Source organism: Gilliamella sp. ESL0250 (genome assembly GCF_013345045.1).
Classification (GTDB): Bacteria; Pseudomonadota; Gammaproteobacteria; order Enterobacterales; family Orbaceae; genus Gilliamella; species Gilliamella apicola_H.
Genome location: NZ_JAAEDV010000011.1, coordinates 72,224 through 89,783 on the forward strand (window position 1 = coordinate 72,224; position 17,560 = coordinate 89,783).

General features: G+C 33.1%; 20 protein-coding genes and 1 pseudogene. 12 read left to right on the top strand and 9 right to left on the bottom strand.

Annotated elements, in window-relative coordinates; translation table 11 throughout:
- Positions 1–327: 327 nt before the first annotated feature.
- Positions 328–498 (top strand): annotated as a pseudogene (locus GYY69_RS09435) (integrase core domain-containing protein); the annotation flags it as partial.
- 160 nt (positions 499–658) lie between these two features.
- Here GYY69_RS09435 and GYY69_RS09440 read toward each other — a convergent pair.
- The 3 genes from GYY69_RS09440 to GYY69_RS09450 all read right to left on the bottom strand — a co-directional run bounded on the left by GYY69_RS09440 (position 659) and on the right by GYY69_RS09450 (position 2,731).
- Positions 659–1,441, bottom strand: coding sequence for an AraC family transcriptional regulator (locus GYY69_RS09440; protein WP_174797439.1), 783 nt, complete (start codon positions 1,439–1,441; stop codon positions 659–661).
- Positions 1,442–1,466: 25 nt separating this feature from the next.
- Entirely contained in the window at positions 1,467–2,021 is a 555-nt protein-coding gene (locus GYY69_RS09445; RefSeq protein ID WP_174797440.1) for a YbhB/YbcL family Raf kinase inhibitor-like protein, read from the bottom strand.
- 101 nt (positions 2,022–2,122) lie between these two features.
- On the bottom strand, positions 2,123–2,731 hold the full coding sequence (locus GYY69_RS09450) for a riboflavin synthase subunit alpha (RefSeq protein WP_174797441.1): 609 nt from the start codon (positions 2,729–2,731) through the stop codon (positions 2,123–2,125).
- A 310-nt stretch (positions 2,732–3,041) separates the two neighbouring features.
- Between GYY69_RS09450 and crcB the strand changes: the two genes are divergently transcribed.
- Both crcB and GYY69_RS09460 read left to right on the top strand, forming a co-directional pair.
- Positions 3,042–3,419, top strand: a complete 378-nt coding sequence (crcB, locus tag GYY69_RS09455) for a fluoride efflux transporter CrcB (protein ID WP_174797442.1) — start codon at positions 3,042–3,044, stop codon at positions 3,417–3,419.
- A gap of 106 nt (positions 3,420–3,525) precedes the next feature.
- Entirely contained in the window at positions 3,526–3,924 is a 399-nt protein-coding gene (locus GYY69_RS09460) for a SulA-like leucine-rich domain-containing protein (protein WP_174797443.1), read from the top strand.
- A gap of 284 nt (positions 3,925–4,208) precedes the next feature.
- Here the strand turns inward: GYY69_RS09460 and GYY69_RS09465 are convergent, their stop codons facing one another.
- Positions 4,209–4,790 (bottom strand): hypothetical protein, encoded by a 582-nt coding sequence (locus GYY69_RS09465; RefSeq protein ID WP_174797444.1) that lies wholly within the window; start codon positions 4,788–4,790, stop codon positions 4,209–4,211.
- Between the two features lie 138 nt (positions 4,791–4,928).
- Entirely contained in the window at positions 4,929–5,558 is a 630-nt protein-coding gene (locus tag GYY69_RS09470) for a TetR/AcrR family transcriptional regulator (RefSeq protein ID WP_174797445.1), read from the bottom strand.
- Between the two features lie 177 nt (positions 5,559–5,735).
- Here GYY69_RS09470 and GYY69_RS09475 point away from each other — a divergent pair, with 177 nt between their 5' ends.
- The 6 genes from GYY69_RS09475 (at position 5,736) to GYY69_RS09500 (ending at position 10,871) form a co-directional block, all read left to right on the top strand.
- Positions 5,736–6,944, top strand: coding sequence for a Tm-1-like ATP-binding domain-containing protein (locus tag GYY69_RS09475; RefSeq protein ID WP_174797446.1), 1,209 nt, complete (start codon positions 5,736–5,738; stop codon positions 6,942–6,944).
- A gap of 16 nt (positions 6,945–6,960) precedes the next feature.
- Positions 6,961–7,791, top strand: coding sequence for a phosphoenolpyruvate hydrolase family protein (locus GYY69_RS09480; RefSeq protein WP_174797447.1), 831 nt, complete (start codon positions 6,961–6,963; stop codon positions 7,789–7,791).
- 398 nt (positions 7,792–8,189) lie between these two features.
- Positions 8,190–8,924, top strand: a complete 735-nt coding sequence (locus GYY69_RS12685) for a hypothetical protein (RefSeq protein ID WP_202984990.1) — start codon at positions 8,190–8,192, stop codon at positions 8,922–8,924.
- A 445-nt stretch (positions 8,925–9,369) separates the two neighbouring features.
- The gene (locus GYY69_RS09490; RefSeq protein WP_174797448.1) at positions 9,370–9,861 is read left to right on the top strand and encodes a hypothetical protein; all 492 of its coding nucleotides are present in this window, start codon (positions 9,370–9,372) and stop codon (positions 9,859–9,861) included.
- Between the two features lie 314 nt (positions 9,862–10,175).
- The gene (locus GYY69_RS09495; protein WP_174797449.1) at positions 10,176–10,577 is read left to right on the top strand and encodes a hypothetical protein; all 402 of its coding nucleotides are present in this window, start codon (positions 10,176–10,178) and stop codon (positions 10,575–10,577) included.
- A gap of 9 nt (positions 10,578–10,586) precedes the next feature.
- Positions 10,587–10,871, top strand: coding sequence for a hypothetical protein (locus GYY69_RS09500; protein ID WP_174797450.1), 285 nt, complete (start codon positions 10,587–10,589; stop codon positions 10,869–10,871).
- 139 nt (positions 10,872–11,010) lie between these two features.
- Here GYY69_RS09500 and GYY69_RS09505 read toward each other — a convergent pair whose 3' ends face one another.
- From GYY69_RS09505 to GYY69_RS09515, 3 genes are all read right to left on the bottom strand, one after another.
- A complete protein-coding gene (locus tag GYY69_RS09505; protein ID WP_174797451.1) occupies positions 11,011–11,901 on the bottom strand; it encodes a DUF4261 domain-containing protein in 891 nt (296 codons plus the stop codon).
- 92 nt (positions 11,902–11,993) lie between these two features.
- Positions 11,994–12,875: a DUF4261 domain-containing protein gene (locus tag GYY69_RS09510; RefSeq protein ID WP_174797452.1), complete on the bottom strand. Its 882-nt coding sequence runs from the start codon at positions 12,873–12,875 to the stop codon at positions 11,994–11,996.
- A gap of 138 nt (positions 12,876–13,013) precedes the next feature.
- Positions 13,014–13,925, bottom strand: a complete 912-nt coding sequence (locus tag GYY69_RS09515; protein ID WP_174797453.1) for a LysR family transcriptional regulator — start codon at positions 13,923–13,925, stop codon at positions 13,014–13,016.
- A gap of 135 nt (positions 13,926–14,060) precedes the next feature.
- On the opposite strand from GYY69_RS09515, the gene GYY69_RS09520 reads away from it, so the two are divergent.
- The 3 genes from GYY69_RS09520 (at position 14,061) to GYY69_RS09530 (ending at position 16,264) form a co-directional block, all read left to right on the top strand.
- On the top strand, positions 14,061–14,465 hold the full coding sequence (locus tag GYY69_RS09520) for a DoxX family protein (RefSeq protein ID WP_174797454.1): 405 nt from the start codon (positions 14,061–14,063) through the stop codon (positions 14,463–14,465).
- Between the two features lie 528 nt (positions 14,466–14,993).
- The gene (locus GYY69_RS09525) at positions 14,994–15,488 is read left to right on the top strand and encodes a GNAT family N-acetyltransferase (RefSeq protein WP_174797455.1); all 495 of its coding nucleotides are present in this window, start codon (positions 14,994–14,996) and stop codon (positions 15,486–15,488) included.
- Positions 15,489–15,532: 44 nt separating this feature from the next.
- A complete protein-coding gene (locus GYY69_RS09530) occupies positions 15,533–16,264 on the top strand; it encodes a rhomboid family intramembrane serine protease (protein ID WP_174797456.1) in 732 nt (243 codons plus the stop codon).
- A gap of 56 nt (positions 16,265–16,320) precedes the next feature.
- Here the strand turns inward: GYY69_RS09530 and lolE are convergent, their stop codons facing one another.
- Positions 16,321–17,559 (bottom strand): lipoprotein-releasing ABC transporter permease subunit LolE, encoded by a 1,239-nt coding sequence (gene lolE, locus GYY69_RS09535; protein ID WP_194240629.1) that lies wholly within the window; start codon positions 17,557–17,559, stop codon positions 16,321–16,323.
- Between the last annotated feature and the right edge of the window lies 1 nt (position 17,560).

Genomic DNA, 17,560 nt, shown 5'->3' on the forward strand with positions numbered 1-17,560 from the left:
GTAATCTAAAGAAATGCTGTCATGAATATACTTAAAAACAAAACTATATCCTTATTAACGACAAAATATTGAGCAACTGTATCATAAAAAAATAACTTTCACCGGTTTTACTGAATGTTTTATGGTCCGTTATTCAACCATTTATAACGTGATAACAAAGCTGTATTGTAGCTGTCTGTTCCATTGTTCAGTAAAGGCAAACGCTATAAAACATTAGAAATGTATTTATTCAAACAATTGACATGAATATCAAGGGGCTTGTGAATACCTATTTATTAAAACGATACCAATCAAAAATTCACTCAATCCCTCCAAAAAACGAACGGGAAAGCAGAAAACGTGATACGCACTTTAATGCGTATGCGGCATAATCAGCAAATATTCGAAGATTCAAAAGACAGGCAACAAAAACTTAAGCGATTTATTAACTATTATAATACAGTTAAACCGCATAAAGCGATTTCGGGAAAAACGCCTTATGCATTTTTAGCGGATTGATTTAATCAAGAAGTGCAAACAGTTCAATGTCTTTATATATATAAATATTAACAAACAATGAGTATTATGAAAATAATAAAGATAATTATTGATTCAATGAAAATTGAAAAATACAAAACAATTTAATAAATAAAATTAAATGTTAGCGATAAAAAATTAACTAACGTAACCTCTTTGGTGAAAATCCAAAACGTTGTTTAAAGTAAAAAGCAAAACGAGAGCCCGATTCATATCCCACTTCTTGGGCAATTTGTAGGATCGTTTTTTGGGTAGTTTGTAACAGCATTAAACCAAAATTCATTCTTATATCTAAGATAATTTTGGATAAATTATATCCTTCTAAAGCAAGATGTCGCCTTAAAGTTGATTCGCTCATAGCAAATTGTTTAGCAATTTCTGCTGCCTGCCACTTTTTGTCTGGCTGCTGGTTAATAATTTCGCGAATTTTTTGGCTGATTTTCGGGTTATTATTCAGGGGAAAATACACACCAAATGCAGATAATCTAATTAATAATTCAATAAATAAATGTTTAACAAGATTAGAATTGCATTGGTTATGTGTCAATAATTCTGTTTTAATTTGTATCAATCGAGTAATAAAAGTTTCAGGTAATATTGTTTCAACTTTAATTTTTTTAAGAATTTGACTACTCTGATAAAGATGAGATAAAGCAAATTGGTCTATTAACTGTGCATGCCAAGAATAACAGATGGCTTGATAATCCTTATCATCAATATAAAAATTATTGATATTCATTAAATTACCTGCTGGAATCAGGACTAATTGACCTGTTTTTACCTTAAAATATTCGCCCTCACATTCAATCTGTTTTTCGCCATTTATGACATAGACAATCATAGGATCATTGCTTTGAATCTGCTTTAGGGTTTGATTGCAACGTTGTGTTATATAAGTCACTCGACCAATTGAAGCAAAATCCATAATCCTAATAGCCTATTAACCAATATCAACGTGAGTAGGAGTAAATCATATCTGCCTTCGCTATTTGATGCGAATTAGCAATAAAACCAATTAGAGCTGGTGTGGTTTGTTCATCAACCTCAATGTGATCAATGTCTAGTGCATAAAGTGTAAATTGATATCGATGAGTCGAATTTAGCGGAGGACATGGACCACCGTAATTTATTACGCCAAAATCATTACGTACTAACCTACTTCCTTTAGGTAATAAATTGGGATTATTTCCTGCTGATTGTTTAATAAACGGCGTTTGTACAGGAATATTAACAATCACCCAATGCCACCAACCAGAACCCGTTGGTGCATCAGGATCATACATAGTTAATACTAAACTTTTTGTCGCTTTGGGTAGATTTTGCCATGAAATTTGCGGAGATATATTTTCGCCTTGGCAACCAAATTGATTGGATATAAACCGAGCAGTAAACCCTTTATCGATAAGATCAGTGCTAGTTAATTGTAATTGTGCCACATAACTGCAACTTGTGCTCAATAATAATGTACTATAAATAATGGCTTTCGCTTTGTACAAAATACGCATGTTAGCCTCTTTTGACTATTAAATAAAAGCCATCATAAGGAATTTTCAATCTATAATCAGCACAAATTAGCTTAAATCTGACACAAATTCGATTAATATTATCATTCTCTTGCGGCTAATACTCGTTCAACAGTATCAACAATGGCTTGAGTTTGTGAGTCAATTTCAATGTTGACTTTATCTCCGACTTTTTTAGCGTCTAATGTGGTAATTGTAAGTGTTTCAGGAATTAAATGGATATGGAAGCAATTATCGTTAACTTCGCCAACGGTCAAACTAGCGCCGTCGATTCCAATAAAGCCTTTATATAATACATATTTGCTAAATTGTGGTGGCAACTTTAACGCCATATGGCAGTTTGTTGCGGTTTTTTGAATATCAATAATGGTTGCGGTGCAAGAGATATGCCCAGACATCACATGTCCACCAATTTCGTCACCATATTTGGCGCTACGCTCGATATTGACGTAATCATTGATTTTTTTATCACCTAATGTGGTCAATGCAATGGTTTCTTCCATAATATCAAAAGATACGACATCTTTATCAAAGCCTGTCACAGTTAAACAACAGCCATCATTGGCTATTGAAGCACCAATTTCAATTTTATCGGTTAATTGATGCGGTAATTTGACTTTATATGTTCTTAATTTATCTTGATCTTTAATATCAATAATTTGACCCACTCCTTGTACAATTCCTGTAAACACAATATTTCCCCCTTTGCTATATCAATTTTTAATGGCTATTTTAGCCTAATCAAATCATAATTTCCTAATGATTAAATTAATTGTATAGGCAAATCATATTAAGTCCTGACTTTATTTATTATTATTCAATAAACACAAAAATAAAACTTGGATAAAACGATATTCGTTTCTATCTTCTATCGTTATAATCATAACTAAATTTTTTGTTAATTAATGTGATGTTTACCTTAACGTGTTAATTATTGTAAGTAAAAGGCTGCATTTTATCTTAATGCGGTTAGATTTCGCTTTTGCTAATTAAGGATTATCTATGTTGAAACTTATTTTAGCCATTTCAGTTGGCTCTGTGGCAGGTGGTTTATTGCGTTGGTTTTTATCGCTTAAATTGAATATTATTGCTTTTGCAATTCCGCTAGGCACACTACTGTCTAATTTAGTTGCAGGTTATATTATTGGCTTTGCTATTGCTTTCTTTAATCACTCTAATCTTTCAGCCGAATGGCGATTACTTGTGATAACGGGTTTTTGTGGTGGTCTGTCAACTTTTTCAACTTTTTCAGCCGAAATTGTTAACTTTTTACAAGGAGGTCGAATATTTTGGGGATTAACAACAATATTTATACATGTTGTTGGATCAGTCTTAACAACTTTTTTAGGAATCTTGTCATATCAATGGTTGCGTCCGTGATGTTGTGCTATTTATAAATAATACAAAAAATGTTCATAAATAGAGTTTACAACGCCAAAACACTGTATTAATATACACTGTATATAGAAACAGTGTCGAGGTTATTATGTTAATTGAACATTCATCACAACAACTTATGGCTATTCACTTTGAATCGCCTTTCCAACAACTGTTACAACAACAGCGACCTTTATTAAAATCATTGAATAAAGCTAAAAAATGGCAATTATGGCTATCAAATCGGCCAATGTTAAAACGTGCATGGATCAATACTGCTGGACTCGACAAACAAAAAGTTATTCATTTAAGTAATTTAAAAAATGAAAATTTAATATCGACGATAGAAAAGGCTTTACGAAGCAAAACCTGTAGTTATATCGTTGCTTGCATTAACGATCTTAATGAACACGACAAACAACGCTTACAACAAGCGGTATTATCAAGTAATACCTGCTTACTTTTGGTGCACGATGAACAATTTAAACAATCCATTCAATACCACTAAATACAAGAATATTGCTAGCAAGATAAATGTAAATTTTTTCGATTTTAGAATGTGAAATTTGAACGTGAATACTCTATTATTAACGTTGTTAAAATCATCATAAATATTGTCAATAAAAGCTGAACATTATTAAATGTTCAGCTTTTATGATGTTAACTTAAAATAGCCATTTATTGAATAATTTCAGTATAAAATTAATATTAAATAAGTTAATGCAATAAATTTTAATGGCTCGCTTTAATTGAGTTAATAAATCATGATTCAAATTTAGCTTTACATGCTGTTTAACAAGGACCGATAAAACAGCCAATCATCATCAGTGGAACAACAATTGGTAATATAATTAACCCGGCTACGTCGCCAGTTATATCATCATTTGAGTCTAGTTCATGCTTTGTCCTAATTGATACTTTAATTGGTTTTGGCAATAAATATTGATCGGATATCGTATTGGCTTGTTTATAGACTTTTCCTTTAGTTTTAAAGTGCACTTGATAATAACCATCTTTCAAAATTAATTTTGATTTATATTTTGCCAATAAGTTTTTATTGTTTAAGATTTTTGTTTCTGAGATAAAACTACTATATCGAGCAATAATTTCATCACTTAAACTTTCTTGATAAAATCTAATTGATACACTTTCAATATCATCTTTGGTTTCAGACAAAAATCCACGATAGCTTTTGAGTTCTTTAATTGCATCATGGCTAGTAAATTGGTAAGAGTATTCCTTTGATTCGGCAATAACCCCAGCACTTTCATCAACAATTAATTTTATAATCGTATCATGACTAGGCAAGCTTTGTAATTGCTTGTGCGCACAACCATAAAGACAAAAAATGAGAATAAAAACAAACTTTTTCACTATAGTTTCCTACTTCAAATATCTAAATAGAGATGAATCATCATTTTATATTGTCTGCTTTTTTATAAAATCTCTTGATTTTTATAATAGAATAATGACTAAGCAAAATTGTGGCGCTGAGTTATTTTCGATATCCAATCAAATTTTCGACGCATCTTGTTTGGCTTGATTAATGATTGCTTTAGCTATCCATTGCGATAGCGATATTACAGACTGATCATCAAGCTTCCAGATGTCTTTGAGTACCATAAATATTTCAGAGCCATAAATGATTGAAATAGCATAAATTACTTTATCATAAAGTTCTTCAGGCAGTTCAGTTTTAAGAGGTAACAATATTGTTGAAAGGATTTCTTTGCGATTACCCCGCACCAAGTTTTCGGTTTGTGGTGATAATGAGGCTCGTTCTGTTGCCCATTGTTGTAATGAGACCTTTATCGCAGCACGCAATGCCCCTTCATGTTTTAACATTTGTGGAAAAGCAAAAGCTAAAAAATCATGAATACGTTCTTCTGCATTTTGTTTTTTTGATCGCCAACTAAAAATAGGTTCTAATGAACTTTCAACCACAGCTGTAATTAAAGCACTTTGTGTCGGAAAATAGCGGTATGCGGTTGCTCGGGATATACCAGATTTATCAGCAAGTTCGGTTATAGTGAGTTCACAGCCCTGTTCTAATGCTTCTAATGCAGTATTAATTAAACGTTCATAAGTTCGTTTTTTTACGCCAGTATATATTGAGGAAGGTACTAAAGTCTTTTGAATCATTGATATATCTTTAATTTGTAGTAATCGTAAACATGATACCGCATTTTAATAAATTAGTTAAAATTTATCACTCCACAAAAAATGAGACTTAAGTCTCATTTTTGATATGTAATGTATGACAATTCATCATCCTTTTGTTACAAGTATCTACCTAATTAACTTATTTAGGAATAATAAATGGCATCAGCTCGTACAATTTATTTAGTTGCAACATTAGATACAAAAAGGGAAGAAATCGTTTATATCAAAAATCTTCTCGATTTGAAAAACCTTAACTGTAAAATTGTCGATATTTCTACACAACCTCATCAATATAATCATTTAGCCGCTATCGTCGCAGAAACCGTTGCTAGTTACCATCCAAATGGTAAACAAGCTGTTTTTTGCGGCGATAGAGGCAAAGCAATTGTTGCAATGGCTGATGCGTTCAAATTATTTTTGATGGCTCAAAATGATGTAGAAGCCATACTGGGTTTAGGTGGTTCAGGTGGAACAGCATTAATTACTCCTGCTATGCAATCACTCGCTGTTGGAATTCCTAAACTGGTGGTATCAACAATGGCATCTGGCGATATTTCGGGTTATATCGGTGCAAGTGATATTGCAATGATGTATTCTGTTACTGATATTGCTGGAATTAATGTTATATCAAGAAAAGTTTTAACCAATGCGGCTAACTTTATTGCTGGCTCGGTTCTATTTAAAGCCCAAAATACGATTAAAGATAAGCCTGCAATTGGATTGACTATGTTTGGTGTCACAACGACATGTGTTCAATCCTTATCAGCTAAATTACACGATCAATATGATTGCTTGGTTTTTCATGCTACAGGCAGTGGTGGTAAAGCGATGGAAAAACTCGCTGATAGCCATTTATTGCATGGGGTACTTGATATCACAACAACTGAAGTAGGTGATTATTTATTCGATGGCGTTTTAGCTTGTGATGAAGATCGTTTTGGTGCCATTACCAGAAGCCAAATACCTTATATTGGATCGTGTGGCGCACTTGATATGGTAAATTTTGCTAGCCCTGATACTATCCCACAAAAATATAAAGATCGTCTGTTTTATCCACATAATCCACAAGTGACCTTAATGCGAACAACGCCAGAAGAAAACAAAAAAATGGCTAATTGGATCGCAAATAAACTTAATCAATGCCAAGGTTATGTCACTTTTATTATTCCTGAAGGTGGATTTTCGGCTTTAGATATTGAAGATGGTGCTTTTTGGTCACCAAAAGCTAATCAAGTATTTATTGATGAATTTGAAAAAACCTTTATTCAAACTGAAAAAAGAAAGTTAATAAAAACCTCCTATCATATAAACTCACCGCAGTTTTGTGATCTGATCATCAACGAATTTACAAAGATAATGAAATAAATATTTGGAGAATATAATGAGTAGTCAACGAACTCAATTGTTAAAAAAATTCCACGATATGATTGCTAAAGGTCACCCAATTATCGGTGGTGGTGCGGGTACAGGATTATCAGCAAAATGTGAAGAAGCTGGTGGTATTGATCTTATTGTTATTTATAATTCTGGACGTTACCGTATGGCTGGTAGAGGTTCATTAGCTGGGTTACTTGCTTATGGCAATGCTAACGAAATTGTAATGGATATGGCTAAAGAAGTATTGCCGGTAGTTAAAAATACGCCGGTGCTAGCGGGTGTAAATGGCACAGATCCTTTTTGTCAATTTGACCAATTTTTAGATCAATTAAAGGAAACGGGATTTGCTGGCGTACAGAACTTTCCAACTGTTGGGCTTATTGATGGTAACTTCAGAGCAAACTTAGAAGAAACAGGAATGGGATACGCTTTAGAAGTTGAAATGATTCGCAAAGCACATGCAAAAGATCTGCTTACAACACCTTATGTATTTAGCGAACAAAATGCGATCGATATGGCTAAAGCGGGTGCAGATATTTTAGTACCCCATATGGGACTAACAACAGGTGGAAGTATTGGTGCAGAAACGGCATTGAAACTAGCTGACTGTGTGCCGTTAATCAATCAATGGGCAAAAGCGGCTAAAGCTATTCGTCCAGACATTATTATTTTATGTCATGGTGGTCCTATTGCTACTCCAGAAGATGCTGAATATATCTTAAAAAATTGTCCTGATTGTAATGGATTTTATGGCGCAAGCTCGATGGAGCGTTTACCAACAGAAATTGCATTAAAGCAAACGACAGAAAAATTTAAATCGATTCAACGACACTAACAATAATATAAGCAATAACGGTGCGACTTACGCGTCGCACTGCTATTATTTAAATAGTTGCGCGATTAATTAAATGCTAATTTGAGAAAACGTTATAATATCAATATCCACGCATATTTGTTTAGATTTAACAGAAACAAAAATCCTAACCATGACAATCATATGCATAGATAGCGTTAACAAATTAGTAAATAGCAAAACTATCAATCAACTTTCAGTGCTATTTTCAATTTAAAATAATCGTTTAATAAAATTATTCAAATAATAAAAAATAAGATTAGCCTAACAATTCATCCCCAAAAAGATTAAAATTGATAAATATTATTGGCAAACTGGCGAATATTTTTACCGGTTCAGCCTTAAATTAATCGCAGAGTAATAGTGCTAAGCAGGAACAGATGAATACGCCCCAAAAATGGTTAAGATTGTTAATTAATGAGGATTGCTCATTTGAGCAACTATTAGCCAAGCTTGCGCAAGCCTTTAACAGTACATTCACCTACAAAAATGATAGTAGTATCGCTAAAGCTAAGTTAAATGATTTTACTATAGTGGTTTATGACAAAATCGATCGCATTTTTGATATTGTTCTTAGTCCATCTTATATTCTTACCTTTATGATAACGGAAGATGAATATCTTAATAGCCACGATGAGTATATTCAAACCACCTTAACCAATCATGGTATCACTTATCAATGCTCACAAGCCAAAGATCATGCCTATCCCATTGAACTTCCTTTTTGGCAAGCCCCCAACGATGACATTGTCATAAATTCCAAAGGCGATACGTTAACCGCCTATTGTAAAATATGGTATAAACCTGCAAAGTATTCTAAATTTACGGGTATATTCCAGTTTTCTAATGTTTGGGCAATGCGTTTTGAACGAAACAAACAGTGCACTTACTACAGCCATTGTGATAGCGATGATGTTAATTCTTGTTATTGGGTTATCCCTGAATCATCATGGCTTGAGCAATTAGTCAATGAAAGACAATCTCATTTCCCTAATTGGCAACAATATGATCGCGGTGACTATTGGCATTACATTATTCAAAGTGATTCATTCTACGTAGAAGTCATCGCTAAACAGATCAAAATATCAAAAAAGCAATTAAAAGGTATTTTTTAAGATAAAATGGCAATATATAAACGTCAAATCATAACTTGATATTCAATATACTATGAATCATCTAAATTTTTTTATAAACAACTTTATAAAGAAAGATAAAAAACAACGATATCACTTTCTAATTAATGGAAAGTGGCAGAAATTTGCCAATAACATCAAACATCTTGATAAACATTTGAATCACCATTGTGTAAGAATTGATAACAATGCTTTTGAAAAATTTACTCAAATTATAAAGCACTATACCATTAAATCAGGATATTATTATGATGCCTATACCAATGGGATAGAAATATCAACCCATTGTCTAGATAATATTCATGATGATAGCCTACTTATCTGCCCTGATAACAATATTGCATTCTATTTTCATCATGATAATTGGATATGGTTTTGCCAGATAAAACTTTGAGCAACATCATAGATAAAACAGGTAACCCGAAATATGCACTCATTTAATGATATAAATCAGTTTTTAACCGACTGCATTAATCTACAGGATAATTTATTAAATAAACTCTATTTATTAGCTAATCAGCCTAAAGCCGTTGAATTAATTAAAACACACTTAACCCAAAAGTTTGATCCCTTGTTATTACACTTGATCAAACAATTTCCTGAAGCAATCAAAATAAGCTTATTACCTGAAATTATCAACATTATGCGATATTTAGATGGCAATACAAAATTATGCCAAGAGATTATTTTAAGTATCGATACACAGTGGCTAGAAAAACATATTTGGAATTATATTACACCTATTTTAGGGCAACAGGATTATCAAACATTTGGTATATTGATGTATTTATTCAATTCATTTAGCCAGAAGTTATCAAAAAAATTGGCGATTTTAGCTTTACAAAGTGACGATAAAGATGTGCAAGAAATCGGTGAATTCTATTTATCAAATAATAGATGTCTTTTAGATGATGTTTGAAGTAGTTAATGATGCAAGTTGAGCGTGACAACATTTACATACGATAACTTTGATTATTTAGAGCAACTGCATGTTAGTGTTCAAGTATTTAAACGATAAGATATAGGAAAACAAAACCCAATCACCGCCACGATTGGGGGCGCTGTACGTGGGGTTTGAGGCTTTGGCAGAAGCTGCCCATACATAGTTAAACAAGTATAGGTGAAAAAATGAATGGCGTAAATGTTGACTTTAATATAAAAACTTTCTTGATATGCTGATTACAACAGAATCGTTTTTTGAGTTAATTGTACAAAGTAAAAAAAGGGTTAATCATGCAGGGATTTTTTGATAGATTAATGTACGGTGAACTAAAGGATGTAATGATCGCTGGCTATGTTGATTATGCTACTCTACCGATTTTTCACCCGCTTTATGATAGATTATATTTTATTATTGATAAAGTTATTTTTGAGTTATATTTAAATGAAGCAGGTATTATACAATATAATGAATTAACAGAAATTAAAGCATGGTTTACTTTAGATGATGATGACCATTTTTCATTAATGTCAATTTATTCACAATTATTCAAAACCGAGCAGGCCGTAAGTATCACCGATATAACATACTCATCAATACCCTTTTCCTCAATGAGTATAACTTACTTCAATGGTCAAGACTGTGGTAATTTACTTTTTGACCCAAATCATTTTTTTGGTTTTACATTTTTATAAAGGTTATAAATGTTAGATATTATTGATTTTATTGAATCATCATATAAAGATAATCCAGAGTTAAAACACAAACTAGCATTAGTCAAAAAATTAATTATCTACTTGTCTGAACATGATATTGAAAGATCTGTTGGTGAAATTATACCTATCTTGGGCAGTAATACAGGTTATAGTGAATATCGAATCATTAATGACTGTGAATCGGATAACCCTTCCCTGTGGTCTGAGTACCAATATAATGGCGAAAAGGTAAGGCTGAATTCTGGCGATATTGTACTCACAATGAAAAAATAAATTTTTGATAATGGGTTAGCACTATCGATAAGTAAATTAAGCAATAAATTAAGTGATAAAATGAATATAAAAAAATAAACGCACTATTTAAAAATAGACGTTTATTTTATTAGATTAATTTTGCTGGCAAGTTAAGTATTTATGCAGTTGCATTATTGCTATTTATTTCAACTACCAAAACATGACCTTGATCTTTCAAAAAGTATTCATCATCTTGTGGAGCGCGTAATGACATCATTTTATTATCGCCCACATCCATGGTATCGCCTGGACTCATTGTTGCACCACTATCACGTAGATACTCTAGGATATTACCAAACATTTCAAAATAATATTCCCCCTCATCATGGTTATTGGCTAATACAGCAAAATCAGGTAAGCCAAAAACATCCGCACCATAAGTACGCATCCATACCCCTTTAACACCTTCAACTTCATATTTCACAAATCCGCAAAAGAACGAGGGTAAGCAATGGCATAAACTATCAATTCCACCTTTATCTGTAACCAACCCACGAATAGTATTTATTGGTAGCGAAGAATGCCCATTTCCGTTAATCACAGCCAAAGCGTTAAACTCCTCCAAACCAGCAGCTAAACGGGTTAAAGCTAGGTATTGCTCAAGCACATCTTGCTCATACCCAACATAATATAAAATTAAATGGCTATCATTATTGCGAATTTGCGCTTTGATATCCTGATTATAATGTGCAGGTGCTACACAAGTTTCTAAAACCTCAGCAGGATATGGGGCATTGATTCCAAATAGCTTAATCACATGTTTTCCCCAACCAACTAAGATATAACATCCATCATCTAACTGTCCAAATGGCTGTTGACATTGAATGTCTTTCATTGATGAATCTATATTGCGTAATTTATTTAATAAATTATCTTCCTCAAAACAAAATTGCCCTTTAAACACAACACCTAATGCTAATGCTTCCTTAATATCTGGGTTTTCAACTAGTGCCCCGCTAGCTTGTTGTGGCTGTGACTTTTTACCAAATAGACGTGAAAAAATATTCATTTATTCTTCCTTAATATTAAATTTTTCTAAAATCGATGATTATCAAGAGGATGTTAATCGTTATATAAATAAATCTGATTTATTGCTGAAGATTACTCAACAAGGTATTCCATCACCAACACCATTCCACCATTTTGTAAAAAAGATTCTTGTGCTGATGGGCTACGTAATAACATTTTTTTGCCTTCGGTATCTTCTGTAGTATGACCTGCTTGTATCGCTGCCCCACTATCCCGCAAATAAAGCAATAAATTATTGAACATGTTCATATACTTCTCGCTATCTTCATAACTATTGGCTAATATAGCCAAATCGGGCAAACCAAAAGCGTCTGCACCATAAGTACGCATCCATACGCCATCAAAATGGTCAACATTAAATTCCACAAATCCAATAAAAAATAGTGGTAAACAATTACGTAACAAATAGACACCTTGTTGTTCATTTGCCAGTGCGCTAGCAACATGTGTTGCTAAAATTTGATGAGCCTTTGCATTAATAAGCGCGCTCATATCGCAATATTCAAATCCAACAGCAAACTGTGTTAAAGCAACATATTGCTCAACTAAATCCTCTTCAAATCCAACATAGTATAAAATTACATGGCTTTGGTGATTAGAAACTTGTTGCTTAAGCTCTTGCGTGTTTTGACTATTTTCAATACACGGCTGTAAAATTTCGGAAGGACAAGGGGCATTAAAACCAACAATTTTGATAATATGCTGCCCCCATGCCACAAGGGTATCAGCGCCATCAGTTATTTGTTCAATGGATGATGGTAATCGGATGTTTTTCATTGACGAATCGACTTTGCGTAATGTTTTTAATAATTTATGTCGATTAAAAGAGAGATTGTCATTGAATAGCACTACCAAAGATAGAGGATTTTCAATAGAAGAATTTGCAACTAAAATGTCATCCGATTGCCGAATTTTATTATCCCAACGACTAAATAGACGGGAAAATAGACTCATTTTATATTCCTTATTAAATTTATTTTTTTAAATTTATTATCCCAATTTATTACCAAAATAATAAAAGGCTATTTAATGCAGTTTTTGATACATTATATGTATATTACAAAGTATTTCAAACAATACGTAATCCATTTCTCAACAAACTAACCTTCGGTAATCTTTAAGTTCACCGATTAAAAAATCGATTAAACAACGTGTTCTAAGTGGTAACAATTTACGGCTTGGGTAAATAGCATAAATATTCAAATCCTCGACATTATAATCTAGCAAAACACGAACCAACCTCTTCATTTTAATATCTTGACCAATAATAAAATCGGGTTGTAGTGAAATACCGCCATTTTGTAACATAATTTGGCGACAAGTATCGCCATTATTACAATAAATATTCGCTTTTAAATTAACTGAGTCATAAGTATTATCTTTGTAAAAATGCCATTGTTCTTTTTTAGCCCATTGGCTATACATAATAATTTTATGATTTAATAATTCATCAGGATGATTGGGCATGCCATATTTGGCAACATAATCTGGTGAAGCTGCTGCGATAATTTGTGTGGTTGCCAGTTTTCGACTAATGAGTGATGAATTTTCTAATCGACTAATTCGAACAGCAAGGTCATACCCCTCTTCAAGTAAGTCAACCACACGATCAGACAGTGTAATATCCAACTCTATATTGGGGTATTTATCGATAAATTTTTGCCATAAAGGCGCTAAATATAAAATACCAAAACTAACAGGTACATTAATGCGAAGCATACCTTGGGGACTTACTTTATTCATGCTTATTGCATTTTCTGCCTCTATGGTTGCATTAATAATAGCTTTTGCTTGCAAGTAAAACGTTTGTCCTTCGTAAGTAATGACCATTTTCCGGGTAGTTCGTTGCAACAATCGCACTTGCAAACGATCTTCTAACGATTGAATATAACGCGACACAGCCTGCTTAGACATATTCAATTTATTTGCAGCCTCAACAAAGCTATTACAATCAACAACGGTTACAAATACTGTCATTTCTAATAATTTATTTGAGCTATTCATCTAACTCCACCCTATTATTCCATTTTATGAGACAATAAGTCACATATTACCCTATTTATACATAAATAAATAACCATTAATATAAATACATAACTATCGAACAATGTTAATTTATTTACTTATAGGAACAATAATATGAAACCATATCAAACTGATATTGCATCACTTTTATTGCGTATAGCGTTAGGCGCTATGTTTTTGGCGCATGGATTAACTAAACTCCTTGTTTTTACCCCTAATGGCACAGCTCAATATTTTGAATCACTGGGCTTGCCAGGATTTGTCGGTTATTTAACAATTGCTTTTGAAATTGGTGGTGGCGTGTTATTACTGTTAGGGGTGCTAACTCGTATGATCAGCTCACTCGCTGTTATTCAAATGATTGTCATTAGTTTCATTCATTCAGTAAATGGCTGGTCATTTAGTAATGCCGGTGGCGGTTGGGAGTATCCTGCTTTTATGGCACTAAGCGCCTTTAGTTTGGCGTTGTTGGGAAGTGGTCGATTTAGTGTATTATTTAAAGATACGAAGTATGAGTGAGATAAGATGAAAGTTATTTTTTGTTAGTACTATACCGTAGTTTTTCTAATTACTGTAAACAATGCGAATAATTCCTACACATAGTATATAAATTATTTTTTCTAAACCGCCTATACGGCGGTGAACGGCGGTGAACCTGCGCATCGGCTAATTTTTTCTGTTCTATACCTATACGGCGGTGAACGGCGGTGAACTAGAAGCCAATATACTATAAAGCTTGTTTGGCAAAAGGCAAATAAGATTTTTATTTTTAAAAACCCTTTTTTATCAGCAATATTTAATTATTTGTTTTTATTTGCTTTTATTTATTGATAAAAAAAAGGGTTAGATAAAGTTTTCATTTTTTGACAATGAGCAAATATTATTATAAAACTAACAGTTAGATAGAAATTTGATTTTATTTGTTTTTTATTTTCCCATAAACTATTGATACGTTGTATTTCCCTCAAGATAAAAATATCCCTTATTGCCTATAATCAATAATAAAATTACAATAATTTTTCTTTAAACCACTTACAGCAAAAAAACATGATCACTTACCACGATGCTACATTAGAAGATTTACCATTTATTGTCGATGTTTATAATTCAACAATTGCTGGTCGCCAAGTGACTGCTGATACGGTGCCTGTTTCTGTTGAAAGTCGATTAGAATGGTTTTACCAACATAACCCTCAAAATCGTCCGCTTTGGTTAATAAAATATCAAGACCAGCCTTGTGGTTGGATTAGCTTGTCTTCGTTTTATGGTCGCCCTGCTTTTTATAAAACGGTTGAGATTAGCTTATATCTTCATCAAAATTTTCGGGGTAAAAAAATTGGTCAATTTATGGTGGATAAAATTGAACAATTCGCTAAACAAGTAGGAATTGAGGCAATTTTTAGCTATGTGTTTCGGCATAATTTACCTAGTGTTAATTTATTTAAAAAAATGCAATATCAACAATGGGGGCTTCTTCCAAAAATTGCAGAATTGGATAATATTCAGCGTGATTTAATGATATGGGGTAAACGGTTAGATTAACCCACCTATTATCAATAAAATTCAACTATTCAAAAGGTTTTTTAATGAGTACCTTAAATGATATTAAATATTACGCTAGTCAATCTAAAATCACCTCGACTTTAGTGGTAATAAATATCCTTTGCTTTTTTGTCTTCCGGTTACTTGATAGTCGTGGTTTTTCGACACTTTATGAAAATCACTTTCTGATTGATTGGGGTGCCGATGTTGCAGGATTGACCTTTTCTGGCCAATATTGGCGTATGTTCACCAATTTATTTATGCATGTCGGTTTTACCCATTTAGCTATGAATATGCTGGCATTATGGAGCATTGGACCAATTTTAGAAAAGCGCATTCCCGCCATAGCTTTTTTGGGTATTTATCTTTTTTCAGGTCTAGTAGGCAGCTTATCAAGTGATATAGCCACCATTAATCAAAATATAATCAGCTGTGGTGCTTCGGGTGCTATTTTAGGCATTATTACCGCCTTACTAGCTTATTGCTTAGTATTTAAGGCTAATATACAAGAAATGCCAGTCAAAGTGATGCTGATCAGTTTAATTTTGACGGCAGGATTAGGCTTATTACCTTCGATCGACAATATGGCACATATCGGTGGCGCTTGCGCTGGGTTTGTGCTTGGTGGGCTGATTTCGTTATGCATTAAAACGTTCAAATATCCAAGCAAGTTAACCTTACTTATTATTAGTTTACTATTTATTGTTACGGCATTAGGGTTATATATAGTCTATATGCACTATGCTTTACCCAGTGATTATTATATTTACAATTAAAAACAAAAGGCACTGATGATAAACAATCAAACAGCGCCTTTTTATGCAGCTCAATTCTAGAAACTATTTAAGATTCGAGCTGGTTCGACTTTACAAGCACGCCTAGCGGGATAATAGCTAGCAATTAAGCTAAGTAACATGGAAGTTATAAACACTACCAACACATCAAATAGATGAATTTCCGAGGGTAAAAAATCGATAAAATAGATATTACTATTCAAGATTTTATGCCCCATTAATGACTCAACAAATCCCATAATATTCGACAGTTGCCAAGACAATATCACGCCCAAAATTACCCCGATTAAGCTACCAATTAATCCAGAAATCACCCCATACCAAATAAAAATATGTTTAATTAGTTGGTTGGTTGCACCTAGCGTTTTTAATATAGCAATATCGCGCTGTTTATCTTTTACGGCAATCACTAAAGTTGACACAATATTAAAACAAGCAACGCCAATAACCACAATCATGGCCAGATACATGATTTGCCTGATCATTTGAATATCACGATACATAAAGCCAAATGAGTTTTCCCAACTAGTAAATGATAGGTTTTCTTCTAGATTTAACGAAGCTTGTCCAATAATCTGATTAGCTTGGTAAACATTATTTACATTAATCATGATACCTGTGACACTGTCACCTATATTAAGTAACTTTTGCGCATCGGTTAAGGGTAGTAAGGCAACATTATTGCTTAAACTACCGCTTAACTCTAATATACCTACCACCTGCAAACGAACCCTTTTCGGTGGCTTAAGTTGGTTTGGAGTGCTCGAAGCAGGAATTAATAAAGAAACCCATCCCCCTTCACTCACCGACAAGCTTTTGGCAATTCCCGCACCAATAATGATGCGTTGGCTATCAGGTTTGAAATCTTGCCATTTATTATTCAGCACATAATTAGGCAGTGCACTGATTTGCTTTTCTTGTTCAGGATCAATCCCTTGTACTTCAACAGCACCGAGTCTACTACCATTTTCAATAAGCCCAGTAAAACTTACAAAGGGTACTGCCGATACAATATTGTTACTGTTTGTAAGCTCTTGTTGCACATGACGCCAATTATCTAAATTGCCATATTCTGGATATAATTGACCATGTGGTACGACCGATAAAACCCGATTATGTAGCTCCCGCTCAAAGCCATTCATAGCACTTAACCCAATAATTAATGCAGCAATACCAATAGCAATACTGAGTGTTGAAATGATCGAAATTAACGACACCATACCACTTTTGCGACGTCCTTTCCGAAATTTGAGAGCGGTAATTAAAGATAAATTCATA